Raw genomic sequence first — 17,404 nt, 5'->3', positions numbered from 1 at the left:
GGGGAACCCGGGTTGTCCGAGAGGGAGTTACATGTCCGAGTGTGCCGATACCAGCCGTACCACCGCCCGTGACGACAGCGCCCGCAGGGGCCGTACGACGGCCGCACTCGCCGGCGCCGCGCTGCTGGCCCCGCTGGGACTGCTGGCCGCGACCGGCAGCGCCGCCGCCGCGGACAACGGGGTGTGGGACCGCATCGCCCGGTGCGAGAGCGGCGGCAACTGGCACATCAACACCGGCAACGGCTACTACGGCGGACTTCAGTTCTCCGCCCACACCTGGCGCGCGTACGGCGGCGCCGCGTACGCCCCCACGGCCGACCGGGCCTCCAGGAGCGCGCAGATCGCCGTCGCGACGCGGGTCCAGCGGGCCCAGGGCTGGGGCGCCTGGCCGGTCTGCGCCGGGCGCGCGGGAGCCATGGGCTCCGCCCCCTCCCAGGTGAGCCTCGACAAGGGCAGCACGACGAAGCGGCCGGCCCCTTCCCGGACCTCGACGACGCCGAAGGCGCCGAAGACCCAGCGACACCCGTCCCGGGGCACGGGCGGCTACACCGTGCGCGAGGGCGACACCCTGTCCGGGATCGCCGCACGGCACGGCGTCGACTGGCACCGCCTCTACGCGGCCAACAGGGCCGTCGTCGGCAACGACCCCGACCTCATCGTCCCCGGAACGCACCTGACCTTCTGAGCCGACGGCGACCGCGGCGTCGCGCCTCCCTGTGAACGGCCCCTCGGCTCCGGCCGGGGGGCCCGCGCGGTATGGGCCGGAGGGCGCGGGTCGAACGGCGCGGGTCTGAAGTCGCGCCGCGGGGGAGGGTGCGACGCCTGCCGGTCCCGGACCGGTGTCCGCCGCCGCGCGCCGGGATGTGCGGAATCCGTGAAATTTCCCATGGGCCGTCAGCTCCGTGGCATAGCGCCGGATTGCCTCCGGGGAATCAGGCTTCCGGGGACCCGTCCCGATCCTCGCCGAGGCACTTTCCGCCGGGTAATTCGAGGGAGCGTCGCGACATGCGGGAATTCTGTTCGAATCCCCCGTCGGGCGGTACGGAAACATCCGATCGGGTGAGGGAGTTCGATCGAAACGATCCCCCGGAAGCTGTGACAGAAGTGTGACGGGAGTCTGATCTTGCTCTTACCCTGCCGCGCCCGGCTTCCGTCACCGCGTGTGTCGTCCTAGCGTGGTCGTATGGCACCGATTCCCACTCCGCCGGCGGAGCCCCAGGACAGCCCGGACGGGTACGTCGGCCTCGACGCCGAGCAGGCCGAACGGCTCGCCCGGGAGCGTGGCTGGTCGACCGTGCGGTCGCTGCCGCCGGGCGCGATCATCACCATGGAGTACCGGGTCGGGCGGCTCAACTTCGAGGTGCGGGACGGCCGGGTGGCCCGCTCCTGGAAGGGCTGACCGCACCAGCGTGGACATGACGAAGGCCCCGCTCCCGGGAAGGGGAGCGGGGCCTTCGCCATGGCGTGGGCCGGGGTGCGTACCGGAGCCCGCCGGGCCGTCAGCCGCCGGTGAGGGGGCGGGCCGGGGAGGTGCCGCGCGGTGCCCGGTCGGCGCCCGGCGGGCGGCGGGGGCCCACCGGGGTGACCGGGCTGCGTTCCGAGCGGGCCGTGTGCGGTCCGGGCGCCAGGTGCGCCAGGCCCCGGGAGGCGCGGGTCGAGGAGACCGGCTCGCGGGCCGGTGCGGACTGTTCGGCCGGGGCGCCGCGCGGCGAGGTGAACACCACCGGGGCGACGGGGCGGACCGGTTCGGGCACGGGCCGGCTGCGGCGGGCGCGCCAGCGGTCGCGCAGGTCGAACAGCCACACCTCGGTCCGGGCGATCAGCGGCTCGAACCAGGGCAGGGCGAGCAGGATCAGCAGGCCGGCGGCCCAGCCGAGGAGCACGTCGCTGAGCCAGTGCGTACCGAGGTAGACGGTGGTGAGGCCGACGCCGAGCGAGGTGATCGCGGAGACCGCCGAAAGCCAGCGGCGGGCGTGGGGGGTGGAGGCCAGATAGGCCAGGATGCCCCAGGTGACCACCGCGTTGGCGGTGTGGCCGCTGGGAAATATATCGCCGCCCCGGACCATCTCGTTCGAGCCGATCACGGTCGCGTAGTGCGGACCGAGCCGCCCCATGCCGTACTTGGCGGCGCCGACCGTGACGTTCAGCAGCAGGAGCGAGGTGGCGAGGGTGAGCAGCGGACGGAGCGTGTGCTGCCGCCAGGAGCGCCAGCCGAGCCAGGCCGCGACCATCACGGCGGTGGGGCCGCGCTGGCCGAGCACCACGTAATAGTCGAGGAAGGCGTGGATCTGCGGCCACTGCTGGTACGGCCGGAAGAACATGACCTGCCAGTCGAGCCGGACGAGCCAGGAGGTGGTCACCACGGCCCACACGATCGCCAGGTAGAAGGCGAGGGTCGCGGAGAACAGCACGACCCGGTGCCGGCTCATCACCGGCACGTCGATATGGGCCGGCCGTTCCGGCTCGCGGTCCAGCCTGGCGAACACCCGGTCCAGACGCCGGGTGAGGTTCCGTTCGGTACGCACCCAATCGACGTTACAGCGAGTGAGCTGTGGTCCCGGTCGAAGCAGCGGCTTTGTGATGACGATGTGATGTGGGAAACCTCTCAAGGGCGGCCGAATTTCACCGGATTACGCAATCGCGCGAGGCCGTCCTCTGTAATTCCTTTGATCATGCCGGGTGTTGTTTATATGGCACTTATAAATGCGTTAACCCGGTCCTCGGCCGCAATTCTCCGGGGTGTCATCGGGCGGCCGGGGTGGATCACGGAGGCCCCGAGCCGTTCAGCCAGAACGCCCCGTAGACCGCCGAGACGATCGCCAACCCGGCCGTGACCAGGGCGGATCGGGGGGTCCGCAGCCGGGCGAGCGCGGCGGCGAGAGGGAAGAGGACCGGGAAGGCGGGCAGCAGCAGCCGGGGCTTGGACCCGAAGTAGCTCGACGCGCACAGCGCGAGCGCGAGCACGACGCCGGTGTACACGAGCAGTCCGAGCGGCTGGCCCCGGCGCACGCCGGTGACATAGAGCCAGAGCAGCAGCGCGACGCCGACGATCAGGCCGACGCCGGCGAGCGCGCCGGGGAAAGACGTGAACTTCTCGGCGACGAAGCGCGCGAAGGCGTACCCGCCGTCGAAGCCGTTGCGCCAACCGGCCTGCACGTCCAGATAGCCGAGCGGGCCCTTGCCGGTGCGGTGGCCGACCCACAGGACGTAGCCGGCCGCGCCGAGCGGAGCGACGGCCATGCCGAGGAGACGGCGCACGGTGGACGAACGGGCCGCGGTGGACGAACGGGCCGCGGTGGACGACGGGGGAGCGGTGGAAGGCGAAGGGGGAGCGGTGGACGACGGGGGAGCGGTGGACGACGGGGGAGCGGTGGAACAAGAGGGGGCGCGTGTCGGCGGTCGGGCGCCGTCCGCGCGCGCCGCGCTTCGGTCCCGCACGAACGAGACCGCGGCCGCGACCCACACCGCCGCCACCACCGCACCGCCCACCGGCCGGGTCAGGCCCGCGAGCGCCGCGAGCAGGCCCGCGCTCACCCAGCGCCCGGTCAGCACCGCGTACAGCGCCCAGGCCGCCAGTGCCGTGAACAGCGACTCGCTGTACGCCATCGACTGCACGGCCGCGACCGGCAGGACGGCCCACAGGAGTACGGCGCACACACCCACCCGTGGCCCGTACAGGTGGTCGGCCACCGCGAAGATCCCCGCCGCCGCTGCGAGCGAGGCCACGAGGCTCACCACGAGTCCCGCGTGCGCGTACGACAGCGGGGTGGCCGCGTGCAGCAGTCGCTCCAGCCAGGGCAGCAGCGGGAAGAACGCCAGGTTCGAGTGGACGTCGCCGTTCGGCAGCCGCACCTGGTAGCCGTAGCCCAGTTCGGCGACCCGTGCGTACCAGAGGGAGTCCCAGCGCGCGCTCAGCAGCGTCAGCGCGCTCTTGCCGCGCGCGGCGCTCCACACCGCCAGCACCACGAGCCCGAGAGCGCGGACCGCCGCGTAGCCGAGGACGGCCGGCACCGCCCGGCGCGGCAGCGATGCGGAGGGCGGGACGGGGGGCGGGGCGTGGGGTGCGGCCACGCCGGTCCTCAGGTCGGTCACGGGCTCGATTATCGACCGGACGGGGGAACGGACCGCTCGCCGGGGCGCGGTCAAGCCGGTGCGACGTGGTGTACCCCACAAGGGTTCCCTCCGTCGGGTGAGAGGTCCGCCACGTGTGGCCGCGACGGACTCGCGTAGGCTGACGAGCCATCCCCGTGGGTCAAGCGCGGGCCGGGGACACCGTTCTTCCCGGCCGTACGACAAGGGAGCCCCTGTCGCGGCGCCCCACGCGAGGGAAGATCTGGGAGGTACGTACATGTCCGGGACGACCACGGCCGATGTCCGGCCGCGGGGTCGGGCGACCGGGCCCGGTGCCAACCGCTGGGTCGTCCTCGTCGTCCTCTGCGTCAGCCTGCTGCTCGTCGCCCTCGACGCGACCGTGCTGCACGTGGCGGTCCCCGCGGTCAGCGAGGACCTGCGGCCCGGCGCCGTCCAGCTGCTCTGGATCGTCGACGTCTACCCGCTGGTCTGCGCCTCGCTGCTGATCCTCTTCGGCACCCTCGGCGACCGCGTCGGACGCAGACGGGTCCTCCTGCTCGGCTACGGCCTCTTCGGCGTGGCCTCCGCCGTGGCGGCGTGCGCGCACACGGCCGAGGTGCTGATCCTCGCCCGTGCCCTGCTCGGCGTCGGCGGCGCCATGATCATGCCCGCGACCCTGTCGATCCTGCGCCAGTCCTTCCCCGACCGGCGCGAGCGCGCGCTCGCCATCGGCGTGTGGAGCGCGGTCGCCGCGGTCGGCGCGGCGGTCGGCCCGCTGCTGGGCGGCTTCCTGCTGGAGCACTTCTGGTGGGGCTCGGTCTTCCTGATCAACATCCCGCTGATGCTGATCAGCCTCCCCGTCGGGCGGATGCTGTTGCCCGAGTCCCGGGGCGGGGCCGACGGCCCCTGGGACGTGACCGGCGCGGTGATGGCGGCGGCCGGGCTGTTCGGCGTCGTCCTCGGCGTCAAGCGGCTCGGCGGCGGCGAGGCCCCCGCGAGCCCGCTGACCCTGCTGCCGCTGCTGGCCGGCGCGGCCCTCCTCGTCGTCTTCGTGCGCCGCCAGCGGCGGCTGCCGCATCCGCTGGTGGACCTGCGCATGTTCCGCAGGGCCGCCTTCAGCACCTCGGTGGGCTGCATCGTGCTGGCGATGCTCGCCCTGGTCGGCCTGGAGCTGATCGCCGCGCAGTACCTCCAGCTGGTGCTCGGCCTCTCGCCGCTCGCCACCGGACTGCGGCTGCTGCCGCTGACCGTGGCGGCGATGGCGGCGGGCCTGCTGGGCGCGCGCGTGCTGCGCCGGTTCGGGCCGCGCCGGATGGTTGCCGCCGGGTTCTGCCTGACGGCGGCCGCCGTGCTGACCCTGACCGCGATGGGCGGCACCGACAACGCGCCGTTGCTGCTGTCCGGCTTCGTACTGCTCGGCTTCGGCCTGGAGACCACGCTGTTCGGCGCCTACGAGTCGATGCTCAGCGAGGCTCCGGCGGACCGGGCCGGCGGCGCGGCGGCGATCGGCGAGACCTCGTACCAGCTGGGCGCCGGCATCGGCATCGCGCTGCTCGGCAGCGTGATGAACGCCGCCTACACGCCCCGGCTGCGCTCGGTCCCCGGCGTCTCCGCCCCCGACGCGGCCGCCGCCGGGCACTCGCTGGGCGAGGCCTACGACGTCGCCGACCGGCTCGGCGGCCCGGCCGGGGCGGCGCTGCGCCAGGTGGCGCGGGACTCCTTCGTGCACGGGCTGCACCTGACGCTGCTGGTGAGCGCGGGCCTGCTGCTGCTGGGCGCGGTGATGGCGCTGCGGCTGCCGCGGATCATGCAGTGTGGCGCGGAGGCGGACACGGGGACGGTGCCGGGCGGCGCGGAGGCGGACACGGGGACGGTGCCGGGCGGCGCCGAGCCGGAGGCCGTGCGGGGCGGTGACGGGCCGGGGGCGGTGCGGGGCGGTGCCGTGCCGAAGACCCTGCCGGGGGGTTCGGAAGCGGACGCCGTGCCGCCGGTCGCCGGTCCCGTGCCGGGCGACGCCGGGCCGCTCGCGGCCGAGGTACCCGCCCCGCGTCCCGCCGAGAAGCCGCGGGTCTCCGCCTGACCCCTCTGGACGTGCGGGAAACTGCCCCGTAACGTCGGCTGCGAAGCCGTAACTAGCGCTGCTAGTTTTAGTACCGGAGGGTGTCCCATGTCCGCGAAGCTGCCCCCGTTCGACGCCACCGACCCGCTGGGGATCGACGATCTGCTCGACCCGGAGGACCTGGCCATCCGGGACACCGTCCGCGGCTGGGCGGCCGACCGCGTGCTGCCGTACGTCGCCGACTGGTACGAGAAGGGCGAGCTGCCGCAGATCCGGGAACTCGCCCGCGAGCTGGGCGGCATCGGCGCCCTCGGGATGTCCCTCAGCGGGTACGGCTGCGCGGGCGCGTCGGCCGTGCAGTACGGTCTGGCCTGCCTGGAGCTGGAGGCGGCCGACTCCGGCATCCGCTCGCTGGTCTCGGTGCAGGGCTCCCTCGCGATGTACGCCATCCACCGCTTCGGCAGCGAGGAGCAGAAGCAGGAGTGGCTGCCGCGGATGGCCGCCGGCGAGGTGATCGGCTGCTTCGGCCTCACCGAGCCGGACCACGGCTCCGACCCCGCCTCGATGCGGACCCACGCCAAGCGGGACGGCGAGGACTGGGTGCTCAACGGGCGCAAGATGTGGATCACCAACGGCTCGGTCGCCGGGGTGGCCGTCGTCTGGGCGCAGACCGAGGAGGGTATCCGCGGCTTCGTCGTGCCGACGGACACGCCCGGTTTCTCGGCGCCCGAGATCAAGCACAAGTGGTCGCTGCGCGCCTCCGTCACCAGTGAGCTCGTCCTGGACGACGTGCGGCTGCCCGCGAGCGCGGTGCTGCCGGAGGTCGTGGGGCTGCGCGGCCCGCTGAGCTGCCTGTCGCACGCCCGCTACGGCATCGTCTGGGGCGCGATGGGCGCCGCGCGCAGCAGCTTCGAGGCGGCCGTGGAGTACGCGAAGACCCGGGAGCAGTTCGGGCGGCCCATCGGCGGCTTCCAGCTCACCCAGGCCAAGCTCGCCGACATGGCGGTCGAACTGCACAAGGGAATCCTGCTCGCCCACCATCTGGGGCGGCGGATGGACGCCGGCCGGCTGCGCCCGGAGCAGGTCAGCTTCGGCAAGCTCAACAACGTCCGCGAGGCCATCGAGATCTGCCGTACGGCGCGGACGATCCTCGGTGCCAACGGGATCTCCCTCGAATACCCCGTGATGCGGCACGCGACCAACCTCGAGTCGGTGCTCACCTACGAGGGCACCGTCGAGATGCACCAGCTGGTGCTGGGCAAGGCGCTCACCGGGCTCGACGCGTTCCGGTGAGCCACCGGGTGGGGCGGGGCCGGTGAGCGGCCCCGCCTCAGCTCTGGTTGAAGAAGCCGTCCGAGCGGTGCGCGGACGCCTCACCGCTGATGATCTCCGTGTCGGCCGGCGTCAGCAGGAACACCCGGGTGGAGACCCGGTCGATGGAGCCGCGCAGACCGAAGATCAGCCCCGCCGCGAAGTCCACGACCCGCTTGGCGTCGCCGGGCTCCATGCCGGTGAGGTTCATGATGACCGGGACCCCGTCCCGGAACAGCTCGCCGATGGCACGGGCGTCCCGGAAGCTGTCCGGGGTGACCGTGGCGATCCGCCGGCTCCTCTCCTCGGCCTTGTCCGTGGCCACCTGCACCCGGGGGTCGGTCACCCAGGCGTCCCCGGACGCGGTGCCCTCGGAGTAGTCGTCGTCGTAGTAGCGCTCGTCATCGTTGTCGTCGACGAGGCCGAGCCACGCACTCGCCTTGCGTACCGATCCCATGGACGCCTCCTCTCACAGCGGTCTCTCGTGCTGTCCGTTCCCCTATGGTCATCCATGATGCTGACAACGCGCCAAGTGGATAGTCGCCGCGCGGGGGGTTTGTGACGGTACTGGTGCACAGCCGATCCGTCGAGACGCCTTGTCTCGCAAGGGTTGTGACACGTACGGCTGCTGACTGTGAGTGAAATATGATGGTCGGCGGCGGATGGGTGACGCTCGGTGCGTCCGGGTGAAGCCGCTGACACGTCAACGCACGGGGGAAACGCTGTGTTCGGAATAGTCAGACCCTGCTCGCACCGGCTCGGTGACCGCTTCAAGGGCGAGTGGATGGCGCATCTGTGCGGGCTCTGTCTCGCGTTGCGCGGTGACCATGGTCAGCTCGCACGTGTTGTCACCAACTATGACGGTTTGCTGATCTCCGTGTTGACGGAGGCTCAGCTCGGTCGCGGCGAGGGCGGACGGCGGACGGCGGGGCCGTGCGCGCTGCGCGGGATGCGGACGGCGTCGGTGGCGCGGGGCGAGGGCGCGCGGCTCGCGGCGGCCGTCTCCCTGGTGCTCGCCGCGGCGAAGGTCCGCGACCATGTCGCCGACCGGGACGGGCTGCTGGCCCGCAGGCCGGTGGCCGCCGCCGCCCGCAGGGTCGCGGCGAGCTGGGGCCGGGCCGGGGAGCACAGCGGGGCGGCGGTCGGCTTCGACACCGGTGTCCTGGTGGACGCCGTCGACCGCCAGCTCGGCATCGAGACGCTGGCCGGGCCCGGCACCCCGATCCTCACCGTCACCGAGCCCACCGAGACGGCCACCGCCGCCGCCTTCGCGCACACCGCGCGGCTGGCCGGCCGGCCCGGCAACGCGGCGCCGCTCGCCGAGACCGGGCGGCTCTTCGGGCGGCTCGCGCACCTGCTGGACGCGGTCGAGGACCGGGAGGCCGACGCCGCGAGCGGCGCCTGGAACCCGCTGACCGCCACCGGCACCTCCCTCACCGAGGCCCGCAGGCTCGCCGACGACGCCCTGCACGGCATCCGACTCGCCCTGAGGGACACCGAGTTCCAGGACGGCGCCCTGGTCCATCTGCTGCTGGTGCACGAGCTGCGGCGCTCGGTGGACCGGGCGTTCGGCACGACGTCCTGCGGACACTCCTCTCCCGAGGCCGCCTTCGGGCCGCCGACGGGGCCGTACGCGCCGGGGACCCCGGGCACGCGGGGTCCGCACGCGCCGGGCGACCCGCACGGCAACCCCTACGACGACCTGTCGAAGGGTCCCGGCAAGCGGGGCTTCTGGGCCGGCTGCGCCGCCGCGCTCGCCGTGTGCTGCACCTGCAAGGTGTGCTGCGCCGACGAGTTCGAGGGCCCGTGGTCGCGGAAGCGTCGCGAGGGCTGCTGCTCCTCCTGCGACTGCTGCGAGGCGCTCGATTGCTGCGATTGCTGCGAGTGCTGCGAGTGCTGTGCCTGCGACTGCTGACCCCGCTCAGTTCTTCAGCTCGGGCGGGGAGATCCGTGACTTCGTGATCGCCGAGCCCGTCGTGCCCCACTTCTCCAGGATCCTGTCGTAGGTGCCGTCGGCGATCAGCCGGTCCACCGCGGCCTGGAAGGCGGGCGCCAGCGCGGTGCCCTTCTTGAAGGCGAAGCCGACGTCGAGCCGGTGGAACGCGTTGAGGAACTTCAGGCCGCTCTGGTGGGCGACGGCGTAGCGCAGGCCGTTGATCGTGGACATCACCACGTCGCTGCGGCCCTGCTGCACCGAGGACCAGATCGCGCTGGGCTCGGCGTACGTCTGCACCCGGTACGGCTTCTCGCCCGCGTCGGCGCACAGGTGCCTGTTCTCCTCCAGCGTGGCCTCGAACGTCGTTCCGGCGCCGGTCGCCACGTTCAGTCCGCACAGCTGCTTCAGATCGGTGATCCTGGAGAGCCTGCTGTCCTCGCGGGTGGCGAAACCCTGGCCGTCGTTGATGTAGGTGACGAAGTCGATGGTCTTGCGGCGCTCGTCGGTGACCCCGAAGTTGCTCGCGCCGACGTCGTACTTGCCGCTGCTCAGGGCGGGCAGGATCGCCTCGAAACTCGCCTGATCCACGGTCAGTTCGACGCCGAGGACCTTGGCGACCGCCTTGGCGAAGTCGACGTCCTGGCCGGTCAGCGTCCTGCCGTCGGCGAGGTAGGTGGTGCCGGGCGGCGTGCCGCCGACGCTGATCGCGATGGTGAGGTGCCTGGTGCCGGCGGGCAGCAGCCTCGCCGCCGCCGGGTCCGTCCTCTCGGCCGACACCACGTCCGTGGTCGGCACGGCGTCGGACGCGGCCGCCACCCCGGAGGCGTCCGTCCCGCCCGCGGACCCGGAGCCGCAGGCGGTGAGGAGCAGGGCGGCCGAGGCCAGGGCGGTAAAGGGCATGACGAATCGATGGATCGGCGTACGCATCGGAGGCGTTCTCCTGAACGGGGAATGGGTGTGCGAGAGCGCGAGGGGAGGGGCGCGTGTGAAGGCGCGGTGGAGCGGGGAGGCGCGGAACGCGGGGAGAAGCGGAGAGCGCGAAGGAGGCCCGCTGACGGCGGGCGTGCGCAGGGGGTCAGCTCAACAGGAGGAGGACCACACGCGACCGAAGTCGATGTGGGAGCGGGTGACCAGCCACTGCTGTGGATGCATGGGGCAAGTGGAACAGGCATCCGGTTCCGCGTCAACCGACGTGAGACGTACTGCTCACAGTTCGGACACGCTTGACAGCGCGGGCGACCGCTTGCGTACTCTCGGTGCACGGCCCTGCTGAGGGGCTCGGCCGTGACCGCGCCATGTGTTCGGCGCACCCGTGTGAAGGCATCAACCGTTCCGACGTTCGACCGATCGCGTCACGGAGCCTTCGCATGTCATCCGACACCCTCGCCCACGCACCCACCGCCCCGGAGACACCCGGGCCCGCGGCCGTCCCCCGGATCGTGCCCCAGCGCCGCTACGGACAGTGGACCGCCGCCGTCGTCGTCCTCGTCCTGCTCGGCCTCGCCCTCGCCTCCGTCGTGCGCAACCAGGCGTTCCAGTGGGACGTCGTCGCCGACTACTTCACCACCGGCGCGGTGCTGCGCGGACTGTGGCTCACGCTCTGGCTGACCGCCGTGGTGATGGTCCTCGGCTTCGCCCTCGGCGCCCTGCTCGCCGCCTTCCGGCTGTCCGCCAACCCCGTGCTGCGCGCGGTCGGTTCCGGCTACGTCTGGCTGTTCCGGTCGATCCCGATCCTGGTGCAGCTGCTGCTGTGGTTCAACATCGGGGCGCTGTACCCGACGGTGCTCGGGGTCAGGACGGTCAACCTGCTCAGCCCGGTCGCCGTCGCCGTCGTCGGCCTCACGCTGCACGAGGCCGCCTACGCCGCCGAGGTCGTGCGCGGCGGCATCCTCTCGGTCGACCGGGGCCAGGTCGAGGCCGCCCAGGCGCTCGGCCTGGGCCGCCTACGCCGCTGGTGGCGGATCGTGCTGCCGCAGGCGATGCGCTCCATCGTGCCGCCCGCCGGCAACATGCTGATCGGCACCCTCAAGGGCACGTCCATCGTCAGTGTCATCGCGGTCGACGACCTCCTGTTCTCGACCCAGTTGATCTATCACCGCACCTATCAGGTCATCCCGCTGCTGATGGTCGCCACCCTCTGGTACGCCGTCGTCACCGGCGTGCTCGGCATCGGCCAGCACTACGTGGAGAAGCACTACGCCCGCGGTACGGAGCAGGCCCGATGAGGCCCCGGCTGGTGATCGTGGGCGCCGGGCCGCGGGGGACCGGGCTCCTCGAACGCATCGCCGCCAACGCCCCGCAGCTGTACGCCGGTTCCGGCCTCGACATCCATCTCGTGGACCCGCATCCACCGGGTGGCGGACGCATCTGGCGTCAGGATCAGTCGCCGCTGCTGTGGATGAACTCGCACGCCGAGGACGTCACGATGTTCACCGACGAGACGGTGCGCATGGACGGACCGGTGCGCGAGGGCCCCACGCTGCACGAGTGGGCCGCGCTGGACGGCCGCACCTTCGCCGACCGCCGGATCCAGGGCCGCTATCTGCGCTTCGTGTACGAGCGGGCCCTGGCCGAGCTGCCCGCCGGCATCACCGTGCGCCACCACCCCACCCGCGCCCTGCGCGTCGGCGGCCCCCGCGAGGGACGCCAGCAGGTGTGGCTGGAGGGCAGGACCCGCCCCCTCCTCGCCGACCTGGTGATCCTCGCGCTCGGCCACCTCGACGCCGAACTCGAACCGGAGCAGGCCGAGTTGGCGGCGTACGCCCGAGCGAACGGCCTCGTGCACCTGCCGCCCGACTTCACCGCCGACAGCGACCTGTCCGCCCTGAAGCCCGGCGAACCGGTGCTCGTGCGGGGCTTCGGACTGGCCTTCGTCGACCTGATGGTGCTGCTCACCGAGGGCCGCGGCGGCCGGTACGACGGCGACACCTACCTTCCCTCGGGGCGGGAGCCGGTGCTGTACGTCGGTTCGCGGCGCGGGGTGCCGTACCACTCGAAGATCGGCTACGACTGGACCGGCGACCGGCCCCCGCTGCCCCGCTTCCTGGGCCCCGCCGAGATCCGGGAACTGCGCTCCAGGCCGGACGGCTTCGACTTCCGGCGCGATGTGTGGCCGCTGGTCGAGAAGGAGCTGGGCTTCGCCCACTACCACCGGCTGTTCACCGCCCACCCGGAGCGCACGGCGAGCGCCTGGGCCGACTTCGAGGAGAAGTACGCGGCCGCGTCCGGCCCCGCCGAACTGGACGCGCTGGCCGCCGCCGCCGTACCCGACCCCGCCGACCGGCTCGACCTCACCGCGCTCGACCACCCGCTCGCCGGAGTGCGCCATGCCTCGCCCGAGGACTTCCAGGACGGTCTGCGCGCCTATATCGAGGCCGATCTGGACAGGCGTCACGATCCCGCCTTCAGCGCCGACCTGGGGGTCTTCCTCGGCCTCCTCTCGGTCTACGGGCAGTTGGTGCGACTCGGGGACATCGGGCCCTGGTGGCACGGGTTCTTCAGCTATCTGGCGTCCGGGCCGCCCGGCCCCCGGCTGCGGCAGATGCTCGCGCTGTCCCGGGCGGGACTGCTGCGGTTCCTCGGCGCCGACATGGCCGTCACCGCCGAGGACGGGTTGTTCCGGGCGGCCAGCCCCACCGTGCCGGGCCACTCGGTCACGGCGCGGGCGCTGGTCGAGGCCCGGCTGCCCGCGCCCACCGTCGGTCGCGCCCGCGACCCCCTGCTGCGCGAACTGCACGCCGACGGCGCCGCCGAGACCCCCGAGGGCCTGCTGCGGGTCGACCCCCGCGACGGCCGCGTCCTCGACGGCGCCGGGCGCCCGCACCCCCGGCGCTTCGCGCTCGGCCCCTACACCGACGCCCGCACCCCCGGCGCCTTCACCCGGCCGCGCACCGGCGGCCCCGCCTTCCGCCAGAACGACGCCACCGCGCGGGCGGCGCTGGCCTTCCTGCGGGCCGGGGCCGGACACGCCGCCGCATGAACCCCCTTCTATCCAAAGGAAGAGCCATGACCGTCATGGTCGACATCAGATCGGTGCACAAGAGCTTCGGCCCGCTCGACGTCCTCAAGGGCATCGACCTCCAGGTCCGCGCCGGCGAGGTCACCGTCGTGCTCGGCCCCTCCGGCTCCGGCAAGTCCACGCTGCTGCGCACCATCAACCACCTGGAGAAGGCGGACCGCGGCGAGATCACCGTGGACGGCGCGCCGATCGGATACCGGCGCGCCGGGGACCGGCTGTACGAGCTGCCCGAACGGGAAGTCCTGCGCCGGCGGACCAAGATCGGCTTCGTCTTCCAGGACTTCCGCCTCTTCCCGCACCTGACCGTCCTGGACAACGTGGTCGAGGCGCCGGTGGCCGCGCTGAAACGGTCCCGCGAGGAGGCGGAGGAGGACGCGCTCCGGCTGCTCGCCCGGGTGGGACTCGCGGACAGGTCGCGTGCGTACCCGGGGCAGTTGTCCGGTGGGCAGCAGCAGCGCGTCGCCATCGCACGGGCGCTGGCGCTCAAGCCCCGGCTGCTGCTGTTCGACGAGCCGACCTCGGCACTCGATCCCGAACTGGTCGGCGAGGTCCTCGACGTCATCCGCGATCTCGCCGCCCGGGGCACCACGATGATCGTCGTCACCCATGAGATCGCGTTCGCGCGCGAGGTCGCCGACACGGTGGTCTTCATGGACGACGGCCGGATCGTCGAACAGGGGCCGCCGGACGCGGTGCTGGGGGCGCCGCGCGAGGAGCGGACACGGGCGTTCCTGGCGAAGGTGTTGTGAGGATGGGAGCGGAGGCGGGGTGCGCGCGACCGGCGCGGGGAAGGGGACGGGCCGGAGGAGCGCGGTGGCCGGAGGCGGGCGGATGAGCGGGCGGTACCGCCGCGGGATGCTGCATCTGGCCGCCGCCGTCGACCTGCCGGACCGCCCCGGCGCCGGCCCCTGCGCCGAACTGGTACGACTCGCCGAGCACGGCCGGCTGGACTTCGTGACCCTGGGCGACTCGACCGGACGGCCGGGAGCCGAGGCGCTCGACCTGCTGGCCGCGGTGGCGTCGGCGACGCGGCGGATCGGGTTGGTGGGGGTGCTGCCGGGGGCGGTCGCCCCGTGGGCGGCACCGGCCGCCCCGGAACCGACGGCCTCGGCCGCCCTGGAGCCGGCCGCCTGGGCCGTCCCGGAGCCGGCCACGCCGGAACCGGTCGGGTCGGCCGCCTCGGGACCGGCCGGGCGGCCCGCGCCGGAGCCGGCCGCCTGGGCCGTCCTCGACCGGATCGCCGGGGGCCGCGCGGGCCGGTGGATCGAGGCGCCGGGTACGGAGGCGGCGGCGCGTGCGGCCGGCCGTACCGGCCCCGAGGCGGCCGGACCAGCCGGTGCCGCCCGGGGACCGTGGGACGCCGCGGGAGGTGCCGCCGAGGGGGCGCCGGACGTACCGGAGGCCGGCGTCGGCGTCCGGGGCGCGACGGCATCCTCCGCGTCCGCCCCCGCACGGGACCATCCGCATCCCACCCTCCTCGCCCCCGCCCCTCCCCGGACCCACCCCGTCCGTGTCGCCGACGCCGGCACCCGCCCCGCCCGCGCCTTCGCCGCCCGGTTCGCCGACGTGGCCCTGGTCCGCGCCGCGACCCCGGCGCAGGCGGTCGCCGTGCGCGAGGATCTGCGGTCGAGGGCGACGCGGTCAGGGCGGGACCCGGGTGCCCTGCGGATCCTGGTGAGCCTGCGGGTCGACCTCGGTGGCGGGGAGCGCGCGGCCGAGCCCGGTCACGGTGGGGGCGGTCCCCGGCCCACCGCGCAGGGCCCGTTGTACCGGGGCGGGCCGGTCGACCTCGCGGACCTGCTCGCCGCCTGGCACACCGAGGGCGCCGCCGACGGTTTCCACCTGGTCCCCGTCGAACCCCGCCGCGATCTGGAGCGGCTGGTCAACGGCACCGTCGCGCTGCTCCAGCACCGCGGCCTGTTTCGCACTTTCTATCCGGGTGGCACCCTGCGCGAGCACCTGGGCCTGGCCCGCCCCGTCCACCACTCTCCGCGGCCGAAGAAGATCAAGCACATAAAAGGATGGAACAGCATGGCAATCGACGCGTCCGACGCATGGAAGCAGTGGCGGGAGAAGCGGGAGGAATCGGTCACCGCGCCCTACGGGCCGCTCGCGCTGACCGCCACCCACTGGATCGAGGACCAGCCGGAGGGTCGACTTCCGGACATTCCGGGGACCTGGGTGGCGGACGGCGAGGGCGTTGTGCTGACGGCCGTCGAGACCGACGGACTCCAGGTGGACCGCCGTCCCTTCGGCGGGGAGATCCGGCTGACCGCCGATACCGGCCCGGAGGCCGCCGCCCGCGTCTCGCTCGGTGAGAAGCGGCTGGTCGTGCTGGTCCGCGAGGGCGTCTGGGGGGTGCGGGTCTACGACCCCGGCGCCGAGGCCCGCCGTGCCTTCCGGGGCATCGAGGCCACCGCGTACGACCCCGGTTGGGCGGTGCCCGGCCGCTTCACGCCGTACGACGCGCGGCGCGTCGTACGACTCGGCAACGCGGACGGCCGGGCCCGCGGGTTCGCGCTCGCCGGTGAACTCGCCTTCACCGTGGGCGGGCGGGAACGGACGCTGGCCGTGGCACGGCAGGGCGAGGGGCCGCTGTGGGTGGTGTTCGCCGACGCCACCAGCGGCGACACCAGCTTCCGTTTCCGCTTCCTGTTCCCGGACGCGCCGGACGCTCAGGGCCGTACGACCGTCGACTTCAACCGGGCCCAACTCCCGCCCTGCGCCTTCGCCGACCACTTCCTCTGCCCCTTCCCGCCGCCCGGGAACACGCTGGACATCGCCGTCGAGGCGGGGGAGCGGACCCTGCGCTGACACCAATGGCAGTTAAAACGACGGGCGTTGGGGCAAAGGAGGGCTAAAGTCCGACGGCCGAAAGGCACCCTTGTGCCTACCGGTCGTTCGGCCGAATACTCCCCCTCAGCGCCTGTCAGGGACATGTAAAGCCGAGACCCCGGACGTGTCCCCGGCTGCGCCTCACCGGGCCCCGACCCCACGCGGGCCCCCGAATCCCTCTGGAGGGAACGAAACGTGAGGATCGAGCGCACCACTCCCCGCCCCGGTTCGGCGAGACGGACCCGGCTGATCGCCGTGGCCGCGGGCTTCCTGGCCGCAGCCGCCTTCGCCGCCCCCACCGCGAGCGCCAGCGACGCCCACACCTTCAGCGCCGCGCAGCTCACCCGGGCGAGCGACTCGGTGATGAAGGCGGACGTCCCCGGCACCGCCTGGGCCGTCGACGCCAAGAACAACCACGTCGTCGTCACCGTCGACAGCACGGTCTCGCAGGCCGGGATCGCCAAGATCAAGAAGCAGGCCGGCGCCGAAGCGGGCGCGCTCACCATCAAGCGCACGGCCGGCAAGTTCAACAAGCTGATCAGCGGTGGCGACGCCATCTACGGCGGCCAGTACCGCTGCTCGCTCGGCTTCAACGTGCACAGCGGCAGCACGTACTACTTCCTGACCGCCGGGCACTGCGGCCAGGTCGCCTCCACCTGGTACAGCAACTCCAGCCACAGCACGGTGCTCGGCACCAACGTGGGCTACAGCTTCCCGGGCAACGACTTCGCGCTCGTCAAGTACACCAACTCCTCGATCTCCCACCCGAGCGCGGTCGGCAGCCAGACCATCTCCAGCGCGGCCACCCCGAGCGTGGGCCAGACCGTCTACCGGCGCGGTTCCACCACCGGTACGCACAGCGGCAAGGTCACCGCGCTCAACACCACCGTCAACTACGGCAGCGGCGACATCGTCTCCGGCCTGATCCAGACCACGGTCTGCGCCGAGGGCGGCGACAGCGGCGGCCCGCTGTACAACGGCACCGTGGCCTACGGTCTGACCTCCGGCGGCAGCGGTGACTGCACCTCCGGCGGCACGACCTTCTTCCAGCCGGTGACCGAGGCGCTGAGCTACTACGGCGTCACGCTCCCCTAACCGGCCCCGGCTTAGGCCGGCTGCCACGAGCCCCCGCACCCATGCGTGTGTGCGGGGGCCTCTTCATGCCCGCCTCGTG

14 protein-coding genes are annotated in these 17,404 nt (G+C 73.0%); 10 read left to right on the top strand and 4 right to left on the bottom strand.

The annotated features are described in order from the left end of the window. Positions 1 to 31: 31 nt before the first annotated feature. Both QSK45_RS32580 and QSK45_RS32575 read left to right on the top strand, forming a co-directional pair. Positions 32 to 685, top strand: coding sequence for a LysM peptidoglycan-binding domain-containing protein (locus tag QSK45_RS32580; protein ID WP_285562499.1), 654 nt, complete (start codon positions 32 to 34; stop codon positions 683 to 685). A 498-nt stretch (positions 686 to 1,183) separates the two neighbouring features. After that, a complete protein-coding gene (locus tag QSK45_RS32575) occupies positions 1,184 to 1,399 on the top strand; it encodes an I78 family peptidase inhibitor (RefSeq protein ID WP_285562498.1) in 216 nt (71 codons plus the stop codon). 100 nt (positions 1,400 to 1,499) lie between these two features. Here the strand turns inward: QSK45_RS32575 and QSK45_RS32570 are convergent, their stop codons facing one another. After that, entirely contained in the window at positions 1,500 to 2,525 is a 1,026-nt protein-coding gene (locus QSK45_RS32570; protein ID WP_285562497.1) for a phosphatase PAP2 family protein, read from the bottom strand. A gap of 238 nt (positions 2,526 to 2,763) precedes the next feature. Further along, the gene (locus QSK45_RS32565) at positions 2,764 to 4,092 is read right to left on the bottom strand and encodes a hypothetical protein (RefSeq protein ID WP_490993650.1); all 1,329 of its coding nucleotides are present in this window, start codon (positions 4,090 to 4,092) and stop codon (positions 2,764 to 2,766) included. A gap of 256 nt (positions 4,093 to 4,348) precedes the next feature. Here QSK45_RS32565 and QSK45_RS32560 point away from each other — a divergent pair, with 256 nt between their 5' ends. Together QSK45_RS32560 and QSK45_RS32555 are read left to right on the top strand one after the other, a co-directional pair. Then, complete coding sequence (locus QSK45_RS32560; protein ID WP_285562496.1) at positions 4,349 to 6,151, top strand: MFS transporter; 1,803 nt, start codon at positions 4,349 to 4,351, stop codon at positions 6,149 to 6,151. An 87-nt stretch (positions 6,152 to 6,238) separates the two neighbouring features. After that, entirely contained in the window at positions 6,239 to 7,423 is a 1,185-nt protein-coding gene (locus QSK45_RS32555; protein ID WP_285562495.1) for an acyl-CoA dehydrogenase family protein, read from the top strand. Positions 7,424 to 7,460: 37 nt separating this feature from the next. Here the strand turns inward: QSK45_RS32555 and QSK45_RS32550 are convergent, their stop codons facing one another. Beyond that, positions 7,461 to 7,898, bottom strand: coding sequence for a cell division protein SepF (locus QSK45_RS32550; protein ID WP_285562494.1), 438 nt, complete (start codon positions 7,896 to 7,898; stop codon positions 7,461 to 7,463). A 267-nt stretch (positions 7,899 to 8,165) separates the two neighbouring features. Here QSK45_RS32550 and QSK45_RS32545 point away from each other — a divergent pair, with 267 nt between their 5' ends. Next, a complete protein-coding gene (locus tag QSK45_RS32545; protein WP_285562493.1) occupies positions 8,166 to 9,356 on the top strand; it encodes a DUF5685 family protein in 1,191 nt (396 codons plus the stop codon). 6 nt (positions 9,357 to 9,362) lie between these two features. Here QSK45_RS32545 and QSK45_RS32540 read toward each other — a convergent pair whose 3' ends face one another. After that, complete coding sequence (locus tag QSK45_RS32540; protein WP_285562492.1) at positions 9,363 to 10,304, bottom strand: ABC transporter substrate-binding protein; 942 nt, start codon at positions 10,302 to 10,304, stop codon at positions 9,363 to 9,365. Between the two features lie 440 nt (positions 10,305 to 10,744). Between QSK45_RS32540 and QSK45_RS32535 the strand changes: the two genes are divergently transcribed. From QSK45_RS32535 to QSK45_RS32510, 5 genes are all read left to right on the top strand, one after another. After that, the gene (locus QSK45_RS32535) at positions 10,745 to 11,602 is read left to right on the top strand and encodes an amino acid ABC transporter permease (protein ID WP_285562491.1); all 858 of its coding nucleotides are present in this window, start codon (positions 10,745 to 10,747) and stop codon (positions 11,600 to 11,602) included. Then, complete coding sequence (locus QSK45_RS32530; RefSeq protein ID WP_285562490.1) at positions 11,599 to 13,356, top strand: FAD/NAD(P)-binding protein; 1,758 nt, start codon at positions 11,599 to 11,601, stop codon at positions 13,354 to 13,356. Before QSK45_RS32535 ends, QSK45_RS32530 begins: the two co-directional genes overlap by 4 nt. A 26-nt stretch (positions 13,357 to 13,382) precedes the next feature. After that, on the top strand, positions 13,383 to 14,144 hold the full coding sequence (locus tag QSK45_RS32525; protein ID WP_285562489.1) for an amino acid ABC transporter ATP-binding protein: 762 nt from the start codon (positions 13,383 to 13,385) through the stop codon (positions 14,142 to 14,144). A gap of 1,282 nt (positions 14,145 to 15,426) precedes the next feature. Next, on the top strand, positions 15,427 to 16,209 hold the full coding sequence (locus tag QSK45_RS32515; RefSeq protein WP_285562536.1) for a DUF1684 domain-containing protein: 783 nt from the start codon (positions 15,427 to 15,429) through the stop codon (positions 16,207 to 16,209). A 216-nt stretch (positions 16,210 to 16,425) separates the two neighbouring features. Beyond that, the gene (locus tag QSK45_RS32510; RefSeq protein WP_285562488.1) at positions 16,426 to 17,325 is read left to right on the top strand and encodes a S1 family peptidase; all 900 of its coding nucleotides are present in this window, start codon (positions 16,426 to 16,428) and stop codon (positions 17,323 to 17,325) included. Positions 17,326 to 17,404: the final 79 nt, after the last annotated feature.

The sequence above is a fragment of the Streptomyces hygroscopicus subsp. hygroscopicus genome (assembly GCF_030269125.1).
In the GTDB taxonomy this organism is placed as follows: Bacteria; Actinomycetota; Actinomycetes; order Streptomycetales; family Streptomycetaceae; genus Streptomyces; species Streptomyces hygroscopicus_C.
The sequence above is the reverse complement of the archived record's forward strand: the minus strand, read 5'-3'. Positions and strand labels throughout refer to the sequence as shown.

Bases quoted from the DNA above. Each gene is read 5' to 3' on its own strand.
- QSK45_RS32540 (WP_285562492.1), bottom strand. From the start codon at position 10,304: ATGCGTACGCCGATCCATCGATTCGTCATGCCCTTTACCGCCCTGGCC.
- QSK45_RS32560 (WP_285562496.1), top strand. From the start codon at position 4,349: ATGTCCGGGACGACCACGGCCGATGTCCGGCCGCGGGGTCGGGCGACC.
- QSK45_RS32535 (WP_285562491.1), top strand. From the start codon at position 10,745: ATGTCATCCGACACCCTCGCCCACGCACCCACCGCCCCGGAGACACCC.
- QSK45_RS32555 (WP_285562495.1), top strand. From the start codon at position 6,239: ATGTCCGCGAAGCTGCCCCCGTTCGACGCCACCGACCCGCTGGGGATC.
- QSK45_RS32550 (WP_285562494.1), bottom strand. From the start codon at position 7,898: ATGGGATCGGTACGCAAGGCGAGTGCGTGGCTCGGCCTCGTCGACGAC.
- QSK45_RS32525 (WP_285562489.1), top strand. From the start codon at position 13,383: ATGACCGTCATGGTCGACATCAGATCGGTGCACAAGAGCTTCGGCCCG.
- QSK45_RS32575 (WP_285562498.1), top strand. From the start codon at position 1,184: ATGGCACCGATTCCCACTCCGCCGGCGGAGCCCCAGGACAGCCCGGAC.
- QSK45_RS32530 (WP_285562490.1), top strand. From the start codon at position 11,599: ATGAGGCCCCGGCTGGTGATCGTGGGCGCCGGGCCGCGGGGGACCGGG.
- QSK45_RS32580 (WP_285562499.1), top strand. From the start codon at position 32: ATGTCCGAGTGTGCCGATACCAGCCGTACCACCGCCCGTGACGACAGC.
- QSK45_RS32515 (WP_285562536.1), top strand. From the start codon at position 15,427: ATGGCAATCGACGCGTCCGACGCATGGAAGCAGTGGCGGGAGAAGCGG.